6 protein-coding genes are annotated in these 15,198 nt (G+C 70.1%); all 6 read right to left on the reverse strand.

Annotated elements, in window-relative coordinates:
• Positions 1-42: 42 nt before the first annotated feature.
• The 6 genes from H289_RS0117430 to H289_RS0117455 are packed head-to-tail and all read right to left on the reverse strand — an operon-like array spanning position 43 to position 15,197.
• Complete coding sequence (locus tag H289_RS0117430; protein ID WP_020102099.1) at positions 43-255, reverse strand: MbtH family protein; 213 nt, start codon at positions 253-255, stop codon at positions 43-45.
• The gene (gene mbtG / locus H289_RS0117435) at positions 233-1,525 is read right to left on the reverse strand and encodes an NADPH-dependent L-lysine N(6)-monooxygenase MbtG (RefSeq protein ID WP_020102100.1); all 1,293 of its coding nucleotides are present in this window, start codon (positions 1,523-1,525) and stop codon (positions 233-235) included. The genes H289_RS0117430 and mbtG overlap by 23 nt, the downstream gene beginning before the upstream one ends.
• Positions 1,522-5,883, reverse strand: coding sequence for a non-ribosomal peptide synthetase (locus tag H289_RS0117440; protein ID WP_020102101.1), 4,362 nt, complete (start codon positions 5,881-5,883; stop codon positions 1,522-1,524). The genes mbtG and H289_RS0117440 overlap by 4 nt, the downstream gene beginning before the upstream one ends.
• Positions 5,880-10,973 carry a non-ribosomal peptide synthetase gene (locus H289_RS0117445; RefSeq protein WP_020102102.1) on the reverse strand — a complete coding sequence of 1,698 codons (5,094 nt, stop codon included), beginning with the start codon at positions 10,971-10,973 and terminating at the stop codon, positions 5,880-5,882. Before H289_RS0117445 ends, H289_RS0117440 begins: the two co-directional genes overlap by 4 nt.
• 1 nt (position 10,974) lies before the next feature.
• Positions 10,975-13,881, reverse strand: coding sequence for a mycobactin polyketide synthase MbtD (mbtD, locus tag H289_RS0117450; RefSeq protein ID WP_020102103.1), 2,907 nt, complete (start codon positions 13,879-13,881; stop codon positions 10,975-10,977).
• Entirely contained in the window at positions 13,881-15,197 is a 1,317-nt protein-coding gene (locus tag H289_RS0117455) for a beta-ketoacyl [acyl carrier protein] synthase domain-containing protein (protein WP_029105371.1), read from the reverse strand. The genes mbtD and H289_RS0117455 overlap by 1 nt, the downstream gene beginning before the upstream one ends.
• Position 15,198 lies beyond the last annotated feature (1 nt).

Here is a 15,198-nt window from a genome sequence, read left to right on the forward strand (position 1 = left end):
TCAGCTCTGGCTCTCGCGGCTCCACTCGGGCCGTCGAGCGTGTCAGCCGGCCAGGGTCTCGCGCAGCGTCTTGGGCCGGATGTCGGTCCAGGTCTCTTCGACGTAGGCCAGGCAGTCGGCGCGCGTGCTCTCACCGAACACGACCCGCCAGCCGGCGGGCACGTCGGCGAACACCGGCCACAGGCTGTGCTGCTCTTCGTCGTTGATCAGGACATAGAACGCACCGTTCTCGTCATCGAACGGATTGCTGCTCATCGCTTCTCCTCACGGATGGAGTGGAATATTCGGCACCCAGCACGCGGTCGCTGAGCAGACCGAGGCAGCTGAGGTTGGGGAAGCCGGGGCCCTGTGTGAGCCAGGACAGGCTGGGCAGGAACAACTTCGGCGTGACGCCGCTGACGGCGAGGTCGTAGCCGATGGACCGCTGCAGCGAGTCGGCCGACAGCGGCGCGCCGATGCCGAGCTCCAACACGTCCAACGCGTCCTGACTCAGCAGCGGCGCGAACCACATCGAATCGGCACCGGAACCGTCGATCACCAGGTCGAAGCCGTGCACCGTCTCCAGGCAGCCGGAGTCGCGTTCGGTCTGCAGGGTCAACCGGATTCGGTCTTCGCGGGGCACGGCATGGGCGACGCGGCCACGCAGGTGCCGGATGCGGTCGTCGGCCAGCAGCGAGTCCTGGACGCGGGCGGAGAACACGCCACGGTCGGTGCGGGCCATGGCATCCCGGCGTTCGGAGATGCTGAGCCCGGCCCAACCCGTCGGGTCGGAGAACAGGGTGTTCTCGAAGTAGCCCTCGCCGCGGGTGAACAGCGTGACGCCCGGGGAGATCACCGTGATGGTCGAAACCCGGTGCGAGAACAGCTCATCGAGCATGGTGGCGGCGGTTTCGCCACCGCCGATGACGGCGACGCGCTCGGCGTTGATGCGCTCGTCCTGCGCGACGCGGTGCCAGAACTGGGCGATCGACAGCACCCGAGGATGCCCCGGCAGGATGGAGCGCTCGGCCTGTCCGGGTCCGGTGATCATCACGCCGTCGGCGCGCACCTGCTGATCGCGGCAGTGCAGCACCCACTGGTCGCCGTCCACCGACAGCTGGGTGACTTCGCCCGTGACCACCTGCATGGCAACACTTTCCGCCACCCACGCCAGGTACTGGCTCCAGCGCCGGTGCGTGGGAGCGGGCCGGCCGCGGTCGATCCATTCGGCGAACTGTCCCGTGGAGATCAGGTACGACTGCCAGCTGTGCCGCATCATCCGTTCGTCGAGTTCGACGTTGCGGCGCGGCACGAGCGCCGACCGGTACGGGAAGCCGACGTCCTTCTCGGGGCCGGTGCCCAGCCGGTGCCGGCCGTCGGTCCAGCCGCCCGCGGCCTGCCAGTTGGCGCCGACGCCGAGGCGTTCCACCGCGATGACGTCGGGCGCGTCCATGCCCATGGCCCGCAGTTCGGCGGCCTTGGCGGCCACGGCGACCGCTTTGGCGCCGGCGCCGATGACGGCCAAGGTATTTCGGGTCTCGCTCATTTCACCACTTCCCTGAGCTGCGATTCCCACAGCTGTTGCAATTCGGCAATGTCGTCTGCGCTGAGAATGTCTGGCACCGTGCGCCATTGGACACCGAGCATCGTGGTGCCCTCATGGTCGACGATGCCCGCCATCAGGGTCAGCTCGTGGTGCACGGCGTAATTCGGTTCGGGTACCGGTGATGCGCCGGCCAGCAGCGCACCGTCGAGTTGCAGTGCGGCACCGCTGGCCCCGAGGTGTACCCGGCCCAGGTAGTTCAGCAGCACCTGAGGTTCCGGGTGGGCCGACAACCGCTCGGCGGTATCCGAACGCAGGTAGCGCAGCAGCCCGAAGTCGATGCCATGGCCGGGGACCGCGGCGATCTCGGCGCTGACCTGGTGCGGGGCTTCGGAACTGATCCGCACCGGGTAGATGGCGCTGAACAGTCCGACGGTGTCGCCGGTGTCGACCTCGTCGCCGGAGACGACGGTGTCCGCACGACCGTGGGTCTCCAGCGCCACCAGCGGAGCGGGTGTGTCCTGGCCGCGGCGCTGCCGAAAGCGGGTGATCGTGCGAGCGGTCACGGCGGCCAGCAGATCGGTGACCGGTTGGCCGGCCCCGAGCAGGCGCGCCGTCAGATCCGGGTCGATGATCGCCATCGCGACCACGACGTGTGCGGCACAGTCGGTCTCGGGTCGCACCCGGCGGCTGCCGAGTGCGGGATCCGGGCCGGAGACCTGCGCTTCCCAGAAGTCCACCGTGTCGAGATCCTGCGCCCGTTGGGCGAGCAGCCGCGACCAGGCCCGATAACTGGTGTGTTCGCGGATGGTGGCCGGTTGGGCACCGGAATTCAGTGCGTGCCAGCCGTTTTCCAGCTCGCCGAGCACAATTCGCCAGGACGCCGGGTCGACGGCGAGCACATGCGCGCTCAGGACCAGCACCTTGCCGTCGGACTCGGTGTTCAGCAGCACCGCCTGCAGCAGGCGGCCCTGCTCCGGGTCGAGCCGTCCGACCGCGAGATCGGTCTGCTCGGCGACCGCGGCCACGACGTCACCGTCGATGCTGACCTCGGACAGGACGCTGTCCACCGGATGGTCGACCAGGGTCATGGTGGCCCGGTCCAGACGGCTGCGCAGGGCCGGATGTGCGGCAATGACGTTGTCCAGCAACGTGGTCAACTGCTCGGCGGTCATGGCATCCGGTAGCCGCACCGCCTGGGTCTGGGCCAGGCGGCGGCCGTCCCCGTACTGATACAGCCAATGCACGTTGGGCAGCACGGGTACCGGGCCCGCCTCCTCGACCGCCGTGGCGGCCAGTTCGTTCTCGGCGTCCAGCTCGTCGGCCAGTTCGCGAATGCTGGTGCAATCCAGCATCATCCGCGCACGCACGGCCAGACCGCGGCGGCGCGCGGCCTGAACCACCGACAGCGCGACAATGCTGTCGAGCCCCAGATCGAGGAAATCGGCGGTGACGTCGAGTCCGGCCGGATCGGCCACCTCCAGGACATCGGCGAACAACACGGCCACGGCCAGTTCGGTCGCGGTGGCCGGAGCTGCGGCCTGCCCGGTGCCGGCGGCGGCATCCATCGCGGCCAATGCGGCGTCGTCGACTTTGCCGTTGACCGTCAGCGGAATCTCGTCCACGGCGATGATGTGGTGCGGCACCAGGTATCTCGGCAGCCGGGACGTCAGCATGCGCCGCAGCTCGGTGGCGGATGCCGCACCGGCGACATAGGCGACCAGGCGCGGCCCACTGCCGTGCCGGCGGACGGTGACGTGCGCGTGCCGCACGCCCGGGTGCGCGTGCAAGACCGCGGCGACTTCACCGGGTTCCACCCGGAAGCCGCGAATCTTCACCTGATCATCGGACCGCCCCTGGAATTGCAGGCCACCGGTGACGGGGTCGCGGCGGACCACGTCGCCGGTCCGGTACATCCGCGCGCCGCGCGCGTTCGGGTCGGCGACGAATCGCGTGGCGGTCTCGCCGGCACGGCCCAGGTAGCCGCGCGTGAGCTGCCCACCGGCCAGGTAGAGCTCACCGGTGACACCGTCCGGCACCGGCCGCAGCCAGGCGTCGAGGACGTAGGCGCGCGTCGCGGTCGTCGGGCGTCCGATCGAGGGTGTGTCGTGCTCGGTGAATGCGGCCACGACGGCTTCGACCGTGGTTTCGGTTGGGCCGTAACAGTTGTAGGCCGACATGCCGGTGCGGTCGCACTCGTTGCGGATGGCGGCCCACGCGTTCGGGTCGACGGCTTCGCCGCCCAGCGCCAGCGCCGTCAGCGGCACCGTCGTCAGCAGACCTTCGGCCTGCAGCTGCGTGAACATCGACGGCGTGGTGTCGATCAGGTCGACGCCGTACTGCCCGATGGTCGCCACCAATGCCTCGGCATCACGCTGCACCTCGTCACTGACGATGTGCAGACCGTGGCCGTCCAGCAGCGCGGCCAACGGCTGCCAGGCCGCGTCGAAGGTGAACGACCAGGCGTGCGCGACCCGAAGTGGCCGACCGGCTTTCGCCACCGCCGGGTGCAGTACCCGGTCGGCATGGTCGGCGGCGTAGGCCAGCACCGCGGCGTGGGTACCGATGACGCCCTTGGGCTTGCCGGTGGTACCCGACGTGAACACGATGTAGGCGCCCTGACCGGGATGTGTAGGCACCGGGTCGAATTCGCCGGTGGGCTGGTTGCCCGCCGCGGCCAGCAGGGCGTCGTCCACGATCACCGACGCGTTGGTCTGGCCCAGGATCTCCGCGATCCGGTCGGCGGGCATCGACGGATCCAGCGGCACGATCAACCCACCGGCCTTGAGCACACCGAGCATCGCGACCACGTAGTCGGGCCCCCGGCGCAGCAGCACCGGCACCGGCGTCTCGGTCCCCACGCCGCGGCGCCGCAGTTCGGTGGCGACGCGGTCGGACGCCTCGTCGAGACCGCGGAAGGTCAGGGCGCCGCCGTCATAGGTCAGCGCCACCGAACCCGGCTTGCTGCGCGCGGTGGCGGTGAACTTCTCGTGGATGCCACCGGTTTCGGTGGTGTCGGGACGCGCTGCCACCTCGGGTGCCGCCAGGTTGATACCGACGTCGCGCAACGGGCGGTCCCAGCCGTCGACGAGGCGCTGCAGCACCGCGAGGACCTGCCGGCCGAGGCTCTCCGGTGGAACCAGCCCGGTGGCACCGTCTTTCGTCTCGACCAGGATGGTCAGTTCGCCGTCGGTCAGGTGCGCTGCGACAGTCACCGGGAAATGCGCCAGGCTCTGCAGCGCCCGGGGCCGGAAAGTGGCTCCGCGGACGTCGAATTCGCCGCTGCCGACGAGGCCACCCGGAGGGAAGTTCTCATAGACCAGGAGGCTGTCGAACAGTTCGCCGACACCGCCGAGCGTGCGCAGCTCGGTGTGCGACAGGTAGCTGTGCTCGCGCAGCTCTGCGGCGTCCCGCTGCAGGGCCAGGCACTGCTCGCCGACGCGGCGCAGCGGGTCCAGCCGAACTCGCAGCGGCACGGTGTTGATGAAGAGACCTACCATCGACTCGACGCCGGCCAGCTCCCCCGGCCGGCCCGAGACCGTGACGCCGAAGACGACGTCACGCCGGTCGGTGAGCACCGACAGGATTGCCGCCCAGGCCATCTGGGTCAGGGAGTTGACCGTGACGCCGCGCGCCCGCGCCGCCTCGACCAGACGGTCCGTCTCGCCCGCGGACGCCTTGACTTCGGTGGTGTGCGGCAGGTCGTCGCCGAGTTCACCGGAGCCGAGCGCCGGAGCCAGCATCGTCGGGCCGTCGAGCCCGGCCAGGTGCTGCTGCCACCGGCGGCGGCTGGCCTCCGGGTCACGCGCCGCGAGCCACCCGATGTAGTCGCGGTACGGGCGTGGCGCGGCAGGCAGCACGGAGATGTCGCCGCCGGCGGCATACAGCGCGAGCAGTTCACCGACGAACAACGGAAGCGACCACCCGTCGATGACGATGTGGTGTGCGATGACCGCGAAACGCCAACGCCGTTCGGGCATTTCGATCAGCAGGAACCGGATCGCCGGACCGCGCTCCAGGCTGAACGGCCGGCGCCGTTCCTGCGCTTCGAGGTCGTCGGCGGCGTCGGGTGACGCGGCGGTGAGCTGCCGCCACGGCAGGTCGACCGCACTCGGGATCACCTGCACCGTGCGGGCTCCGGCCTGCACGAAGCTGGCCCGCAGGTTGGGGTGACGCACAAGCAGTGCCGCCGCGCAGTCCCGCAGCAGCGCCGCATCCACGTCGCCGTCGATGTCCGCGGACATCGCGATCAGATACGGGTCATCCGCCTGATCGAGTTGAGCCATCGAGTACAACCCCTGCTGCAGCGGGCTGAGCGCCAGGACGTCCTCGATGACCGGCGCCGGCTGCACCGTTGTCACTGCGGCTCCTGCGGTGCGTTCCACGATGACGCGAACGATGCGGTCAGCTCGGCGAGTTCGTCGGCGGACAGGCCCGACACCGTCATCGGTGCGTGCTCACGGTCTTCACCCAGTGCCCCTTGGGTTTCCGCCGACGACCGGGCGTCGATCGCCGCGGCCAACTCGTGCACCGTCGGATACTCGAAGACCATCCGGGCCGTCAGCTTCATGCCCGCGTCGCGGCCCCGCGCCGCCAGCTGCACGGCCTTGATGCTGTCACCACCGAGGCTGAAGTAGTCGTCGCCCCGGCCGATCTCGGCTTCGGCGTCGAGCACCTCGGCCAGCAGGGCGATGAGGGCCCGTTCGGTGTCGGTACGCGCGGGCTCGGCCACTGCCGACTGGGTGCGCGTCGCGCGCAACTGGAGGGCCTCGATGCGCTCGAGTTGTCCGTCGGCCAGCCACCTGCCGCGGTCGCCCGTGGGCTCCGAATCCTGGTAGATGTCGCCGACCACGCCGACGCCCACGGGCTGGCGCCACTCGTCGAGCACCTGCACCCCGTCGTTGCCTTGGACGGCTTCATCGACCCGCAGGTCCCGCAGCCGCTGATCGGCGTTCTCGGCGATGCCGGTGATGACCCGGACCAGCCGGTCGGCGAGGCGCTGCGCGGTTTCCGCCGTGTACAGATCGGTGCGGTAGATCAGGTGCCCGCGGTAACCGTCCTGGGTGGCAAAGAAATTCACCGACAGGTCGGCGTGTGCCACGTCGAACGTCGGCTCGAGCGCGGTGAACGTGGTGTCGCCGTCGGCGCGGGAATCGATGACGTGGTCGGTGGGCAGGTCTTCGCGCACATGTACGACGACGCCGAACAGCGGGTTGCGTGACAGCGACCGCGCCGGGCTGACGGCGTCGACGACGTGATCGAACGGCAGGTCCTGGTGCGCGTACGCGGCCAGCGCGGTGTCCCGGGCCCGGACCAGAATCTCGCGCAGCGTGGGATCGCCACTCAGGTCGTTGCGCAGGACCACGATGTTGATGAAGAAGCCCACCAGCGCGTCGAGTTCGGCCTCGGTGCGCCCGGCCACCGGGGTGCCGAGCGGAATGTCTAGCCCCTCACCCGATTTCGCGAGCGCCACCGCCACCGCGGACTGCAACAGCATGAAGTCGGTGATGCCGAGTTCGCGGGTCAGCGCCGTCAGCTTGGCCCGCACCTCGGGAGCGACGACGAACGGCACAGACGCGCCCTCACCCGAGAGCACCGGCGGCCGGGTGAAGTCGGGACGCAGGCCTGGGTCGGCGGGCGGTTCGGCCAACTGGCCGCGCCAGTAGTCCCGTTGCGCGGCAAGAGTTCCCGACTCGTCGGCCAGCAGCGCTGCCTGCCAGGCCGCGTAGTCCGAGTACTGCACCGGCAGCGGCGCGAACTCGGGAGCCCGCTGCTCGAGGCGCGCCCGGTAGGCGGTGACCAGGTCGGTGAACAGCACGCCGGCCGACCAGTGGTCGGCGGCGATGTGGTGCACCATGATCGACAGCACGTGCTGCCCCGGGATGGACAGCACCGCGGCCCGGATCGGCCACTGCGCTTCCAGGTCGAACACGTAGCGGCGTTCGGCGTCGAGTTCGGCCTGCAACCACTCCTCGTCGGCGCCGCGCGCGCGGCGCACCGGCAGCGGAGCCGGGTCGTTCACGACCTGGTATGGCACGCCGTCGATTTCGGTGTAGGTGGTGCGCAGCACCTCGTGGCGCTCGACCAGGTCACCGAGCGCCGCGACGAAGGCGTCGACGTCGCACGGGCCGGTGATCCGGGCCGCGAACGGGATGTTGTTGACCGGTCCGGGACCGTCGATGCGGTACTGGAACCATTGGCGCAGTTGCGATGCCGACATCTGACGCGGACCGGTGTGCTCGATCGCGAGCAGCGGCGGGCGGTTGCGCGGCGCCCCGGTGTCGACCCGGGCAGCGATCTCGGCGACGGTGCCCAGCTCGAACACCTCACGCACCCCGATGTCGGCGTTGCACCGAGCCCGGATCGCCGCGACGAGCTTCGTGGCCAGCAGCGAGTGTCCGCCGAGTTCGAAGAAGGAGTCGTCGGCACCGACCTGCTCGACGCCGAGCAGGTCGGCGAACAGCTCGGCGACCTTCCGCTCGGTGTCAGTCGTCAGTTCGCGGAATGCGGTGCGGGACTGGATGTCCGGATCGGGCAGCGCGCGGCGGTCGATCTTGCCGTGCGCGGTGATCGGGATTTCATCGAGTACGACGTAACCGGCCGGCACCATGTACTCCGGCAGCGCGGCCGCCACCCGCGCCTTGATCCGTTGCACGTCAACCGATTCCAGGTCGCCGCGCTCGGCCGGGGTGAGGTAGCCGACGAGGCTCTTGCCCAGCCCGGGCAAGTCGCTCGCCACGACGACGGCCTGGCCGACGCTGGGGTCCACCGCGATGGCGGCGGCGATCTCGCCGAGTTCGATGCGGAAACCGCGGATCTTGACCTGCTCGTCGGCGCGGCCCACGAACTCGATATCGCCGTCGACGTTGAGCCGGGCCAGGTCGCCCGAGCGGTACAGCCGGCCGCCCGGCGTGAACGGGTCGGCGACGAAACGCTCGGCGGTCAGGCCCGGGCGCTGGTGGTAACCGTGCGCGACATGGGTTCCGCCGATGTAGATCTCACCGATGACGCCGACCGGAACGGGGCGCAAAGCATCGTCCAGCAGGTGCATCTGCGTGTTGATCTTGGGCTTGCCGATCGGCACGATGCGGGTGCCCTGCTTGCCCTCGACACGGTACCGGCTGGCGTTGATGACCGTCTCGGTCGGTCCGTAGAAGTTGTGCAGCAGCGCGTCGAACGTGGCGTGGAACTTGTCGGCAATCTCGCCCGGCAGCGCTTCGCCACCGATCGGCACCCGCTTGAGGCTGCGCCATTCGTTGACGCCCGGCAGGGACAGGAACAGCCCCAGCAGCGAGGGCACGAAGTGCATCGAGGTGATGCCCTCGGTGCGCAGCAGTTCGGTCAGGTACCCGATGTCGTTGAGGCCGCCCGGGCGCGGAATGACCAGGCGCGCACCGCAGGCCAGCATGCCGAACACCTCGGCGATGGATACGTCGAAGCTCGGCGAGGCCACCTGCAGCAGGCGCTCGTCGGCGTCGATCTGGTATTCGTCGACGAACCACACGAAATATTCGGCGACCGGGCGGTGCGGTACCGGGACGCCCTTGGGCAGCCCTGTCGAACCCGAGGTGTAGATCAGGTAGGCGGTGTTGGCCGCCGTGAGCGGCCGAACCCGATCGGCATCGGTCGGGTTGTCGTCCCGCAGGCCGTCGAAGTCCGTGAACGGCTCGCGGATGACCAGTTTCGGGTCGCCGTCGCTCAGGATGAACGACAGCCGGTCCTCAGGGTAGGTCGGGTCGACCGGCAGGTACACACCGCCGGCCTTGACGATGGCCAGCGCCGTGATCACCAGCTCGGGCGACTTCTCCAGCAGCACCGCGACACGGTCCTCCGTGCCGATGCCCTGGCCGATCAGCCAGTGCGCCAACCGGTTCGCCTCGGCGTTGAGTTCGCGATAGGTGTAGTACCGGCCCTCGTACGCGACGGCGACCGAGTCCGGGGTGCGCGCGGCCTGGGCTTCGATCAGCGCGGCCAGCGTCGTGTCCGGGGTGCTGAACTGTTCGCCGGTGGCCATCCGGCGCAGCCAGTCGGCATCGTGCTCGTCCATCAGATCGAGCTCGGCGAGCGCCCGGGCCGGGTCGGTCAGCGCGGACTCCAGCAGCACCACGTAGTGCCGCAGCAGTTGGTCGGCCAGTGCGGCGTCGAGGATTTCGGTCAGGTACTCCGCCTCGACCAGTGCGCCGTCGTCGTCGAATTCCACCATGAAGCCCAGCGGCAGCTGGGTCTGGTGCCCCCGGTACTCGGCCCGGCGGCAGGTGATCCCGGACGGGCTGAAGCCCCGGCCGTCGGCCTCGCGGGCGCCGAACGACACCCGGGCCAACCGCTCCACACCGTGGCGGCGGTCCGGGTTCAGCTCGCGCACCACGCGGTCCAGGTTGATCTGCTGATGGGCGAAGGCCCCGTGCGTGGTGTCCTTGGCCTGCGTGACGAACTCGCCGAAACTCTGGCGCGCTTCGGGGCGCAGCCGCAGCGCCACGGTGTTGCCGTAGTAGCCCAGTGCATCCTCGGTGCCGCCGCTGCGGTTGAGAACCGGGGTGGCGACCAGGATGTCGTCGGCGTGGGTGTAGCGGTGCAGCAGGGTGCCGAACGCCGCGAGCAGCACGGTGTACGGAGTGGCGCCGGTCTGGCGGGCCAGCTCGGAAATCCGGGCCACGGTGTCGGCGTCGATGCGCCGGGTGACGCGCTGCGAGCGGTGACCGGTCGGCACGAGCGAGCCGTGCGGGCCCGGAAGTTCCAGGGGCTCAGGCGGATCGGCGAGCACCGAACGCCAGTACTCGAGTTCCTCGGTGTGGTCGTGCGCGGGCACCGCTGCCGGAATCACCTCGGCCAGCTGCTCGCCCTCGTACGCGCGCGTGAGGTCGGCGAAGAAGACCTGCCACGATTCGTCATCCCAGGCGATGTGGTGTGCCGTGAGCAGCATGATGTGCTCGTCGGTCCCGGTGCGAATCAGACTGATCCGCAAGGGTGATTCGGTGTCGAGCTGGAACGGCGTGCCGAACTCCCGCTGTGCCAGCACCTCGAGTCGCAGGGCGCGTGACGATTCGGACAGCTCGCTGAGGTCGTGCGTGCTCCAGCCCGGCGCCAGGTCGTCGTGGACCGTCAGCCCGGGTTCGCCCGTCGCGTCGGCCCGGTAGGTGGTGCGCAGGACCGGGTGGCGGCCGGCCACCGCGTGCACCGCCTCCCGCAGACGCTGGTGGTCGAGCGCGCCGGTGATCGCAAAGGACACACAGACATTGAGCAGTGCCCCAGCAGGGTCTGCGGTCTGCACGAACCACATCCGGCGCTGGCCGTCGGACAGCACCGGCACGACGGGCGTGCCGTCGTTCGACTGCGCCTGGCCCTGGGACCGCAGGCCGCGCTCGGCGAGCTTGCGCCGCAACAGCTCCAGGCGCGCGTCTTCCGCCCCACTTGCTCCTCGCGTGCGCAGGTCCCGGATGTCGGTCTCGGTCACGCTAGCTCTCCACCTTCTCTGTTCTATCGGTTAGCAAATCCACCAGTTCGATACCGGTGATGCCGCTGAGCAACCCGGCCAGCGGCACGGACCGGCCGGTGCCCCGGCGCAGTCGCTTGCGCAGGTCCAGTGCCAGCAGCGAATCCAGGCCCAGGTCGAACAGGGCCGCGGTCAGGTCGATGGCGGCGGGGTCGCCCAGTTTGAGCACCGCCGACAGTTCATGACGGACGACGTCCTCGGCGTCGGCACCGGCGCCAAGGGTTTCCGGAACATGCTGCGGTGCAGCCGGTTCCGCCTCCACCGGCGCGCCGCCGAGCAGCGTGGCCAGCCGCTCGGCGTCAGCGCTGAAGATCAGCGGTGCGGGCGCGCCGGTTCCGAGAGCCGCATCGATCGCGATGTCGGGGTCCATCTCCCGCAGTCCGGCGCGCTCGATCCGCGCCACCTCGTCGGCACCGACGATGCCGGCACCGGGCCAAAGTCCCCACCGCACGGCCACACAGTCGAGGCCCTTGGCGCGGAACTGCCCGGCCAGTACATCCTGCATGCGGTTGACGGCCGCGTACGCGACATGACCGAGCCCGCCCCACAGTCCGGACACCGACGAGCACACCAGGATTCGGGCGTCCGGACGCAGCGGCCAGTACTCGGCCAGCCGCGCCAGACCGCCGACTTTGGCGGCCGCGGTGGTGATGAATTCGTCCGCGCCGACCGTGGTGCCGAATGCGGCCGCGCCGGCCGCATGGATGACGAGCGTCGCACCGTCACCGCCGTGGGTCGCCGCGATGGCCGAAAGCTGCGCGGGCGAAGTGATGTCGCACTGCACCGACACCACGTCGGTGCCCTCGAGGCCGGACAGTTGCTGCGCGCCGGTGCCGCTGCGGCTCATCAGCACGATGCGGCGGGCGCCCGCCGCGGCAAGGGTCCGCGCGAAATGCAGGCCGACCGCACCGTTGCCGCCGGTGATCACCACGTTGTCGAGGAGCCCGGGCGGCGGTGCACCGACGTCCGGAAGAGCCTGCAGACCGCGGCGGTACTGCTGTGAATCACGCAGCGCCACTTCGGTTCCCGTGCCCAGCATGGTTTCGATGACGGCGGTGGCCGCGGATGCGTCGAGTTCCCAGGATGCCAGGTCGAGGTGGCGGAAGGCCTGGTCGGGATGATCGAAACCGATGCTGCGGTGCATGGCGGCGACGGCCGCCTGAGCCGGCAGCGCCACCGGCTCGTCGTCGCGCACGTGCTCGCCGCCGACGGTGACGAGCCACACGTCGGTGCATTGCGGTCCGATGGCATTCGGGTAGTCGCACAGCCCGCAGCCGATCAGCTCGGCGAGGTCGGTGACCGCCGCTTCGGTATCGGGGTGGTCGAGCATCGGGGCGACGACGATGAGCAGATCGGCGTCGGCGGGCTCGACGAGCACCGTGCCGAGGTTGGCCCGCACACCGTCGCGGAGATGGTCGGCGAGCTCACCGCGCGGTCCCGGCAGTTCGACGACGGCAGCGCGCCGGATGATCAGCGGCACGGTCTCGTCCGGCTGCGGCAGCCACTGCTCGGCACTGACCGTCAGTCCGACGACCGGGGGCAGCGGTTCGGGAGTCGCCCAGAGGTGCATCGCCGCCATGGGAGCATGCGGAAATCCGTGCAGCAGGGGTTGATTTGGCTCGATGTGTCCGGCCCAGTCGTAATCGGGGTCGGCCACGGCCACCGTGGCCATGTTGTCGGACAGCACGTCGGCGAGGCTTTCGTCGCGGCGTCCCGAGCCGACGATGAGTGCCGCATCAGTATCGGCGAGCGCGTGCAACAACGCTGGGTGTGCTGACATCTCGACGAAGGCCTCGACGCCGTCGTCGCGCGCCGCGGCGGCGGCCCGGTCGAAGCGCACGGTGTTCCGCAGGTTTCGGTACCAGTACTCACCGAACTCGGTACCCGCGCCGACCACCGCGCCGGTCACCGATCCGATGAACGGCACCGCGCCGGCGCCGAACTGCGACTTCGGCACGCCGGAAAGCAGTTGTGCGCGCAGCGGATCCAGCGCACTGGTGTGCGCCGGGAAGCTCATGGCGATGACGCGCGCGAAACGGCCGCGCGATTGCAGGCCGGACACCAGGTCTGCGACGGCGCTGCGATCGCCGGACACCACGACCGATGCCGACGAGTTGACCACGGACAGTTCCATCCAGCCGGCGGCGTCCGAAACCGCTTGCTGCGCTTCGTCGACGCTCATCCCCAGGCTCGCGGCGCCGAAATCGCCGGCCAGGCTGTCGAGTGCCCCAGCCCGGGCGATGACGACGGCGACCGCCTCGTCCAGCGTGATGGCACCGGCGACGTACGCCGCGGCGATCTCACCGAGGCTGTGGCCCAGCGTGACGTCGGGCGCGATGCCCAGCTCTCGCCACACCGCCGTCAGGCCGACGGCGTAGGTGAACTGCGCGCTTTGACTGTGGATTTGCGTCCACTCCCGGCCGGCCGGGTCCACCAGGAAGGCCAGCGGCGAGTCGGTGCCCGCGGCGACGAACGCGGCAGCACACCGGTCGGCCGCGGCGCGGTACACCGGCAGCTGCCGGTATGCATCGGTGCCCATCGACGGCCATTGGCCGCCGTTGCCGGGGAACACGAAAGCCGTGCGGGGCGCTGCGGTCCGTGCGGAGACCGCCACCAGGGGGTGCTCCTCCCCCGCCGCCAGCGCCCGCAGCGCGGCAGCCAGCTCGGCGGCGTCATGGGCCCGGACCACGGCCCGGAACCGGCGGCGACGGCGCAGTCGCAGCAGCATCGCAGCCACCGCGCCCAGGCCTACGGCACCATGCCGGTCCAGGTAGTCGGCGACGCCGGTCGCCTCAGCGGCCAGGAGTTCTTCGGTGTGCGCGCTGAGCAGGACCGGAACACGGCCGTCGGGAAAGTGCGAAAGGCTCATCACGCCACCAATCCCTCCGGCATCGCGACGACGACGTGCGCGTTGGTGCCGCTCATGCCGAACGCCGAGACCGCCGCAAGGCGCTCACCGTTGACGGCGGGCCATGGCGTGTGCGCGGTGGCGAGCCGTAAGCCCTGTGCGCTCCAGTCGATTTCGGCGCTGGCCTGCGCGGTGTGCAGGCTCGCCGGGATGGTGGCATGCTCGGCCGACACCAGGACCTTGGCCAGTCCCAGCGCCCCCGCGGCGGCCTGGCTGTGCCCGACGTTGGATTTCACCGAGCCCAGGACCGCGCCCTGGCCGGGCGCGGTGGCACCGTAGGTCTGCGCCAGCGAGTTCAATTCGGTGCGGTCCCCGAGTTTGGTTCCGGTGCCGTGGCCTTCGATCATCCCGATCTGGTCGGGCCGGGCACCGGCGAGAGCGAGCGCACGGCCGAACAGCCGCGCCTGCGCCGGCCCGCTCGGCGCGGTCAGGCCGGTGCTGCGGCCATCCTGGTTGAGGCAGCTGGCCCGGACCTCCGCGAGCACGCGGTGACCGCCCCGCTGCGCCACCGACTTTCGTGACAGCACGAACATGCCCGCGCCTTCGGCCCACACGGTGCCGCTGGCCTGCGCGCTGTAGGGCCGGCAGTGCCCGTCATCGGAGAGGGCGTGCTGTTTGGCGAATTCGACGAAGTATCCCGGCGACCCCATCACGCACACACCGCCGGCGAGCGCCATGCTGCAGTCACCCGAACGCAGTGCCTGCACGGCGGTATGGAACGCGGTCAGCGCCGACGAGCACGACGTGTCGATCGTCAGCGCCGGGCCGTCGAGGCCCAGCAGGTAGCCGATCCGTCCGGAGATCACGCCCAGCGACGTCCCGGTGATCAGATGCCCACTCAGGTCGGAGTATTCGGCGAGATCGGGGCCGTACCCGGTGCCTGAGGCGCCGATGTAGCAGCCGACGTCGTGCCCGGCCAGATCATCGGGGTTGATCCCGGCGTTCTCCAGCGCCCGCCATGTCACGCGCAGCGCGACGCGCTGCTGCGGATCCATCGCCACCGCCTCGCGTGGCGAGATGCCGAAGAACGAGGGGTCGAAAAGTGCGGCGCCGGTGAGGAATCCGCCGCGGTTGTGGATGCGCTTGAACCCGTCACGGCGCGAGCCCGCGAGCAGGTCGCGCACGGCCCAGCCGCGGTCCTCGGGGAACGCGCCGAGTGCCTCTCGCCCGGAAGACAGCAGCTGCCAATAGCTGTCCGCGTCGTCCACATCGCCGGGGGCCTCGACCGCCATCCCGACGATGACCACCGGATCGTCCGCTGTGGCGTCAGAACTCATC

It is taken from the genome of Mycobacterium sp. 360MFTsu5.1 (genome assembly GCF_000383495.1).
In the GTDB taxonomy this organism is placed as follows: Bacteria; Actinomycetota; Actinomycetes; order Mycobacteriales; family Mycobacteriaceae; genus Mycobacterium; species Mycobacterium mucogenicum_B.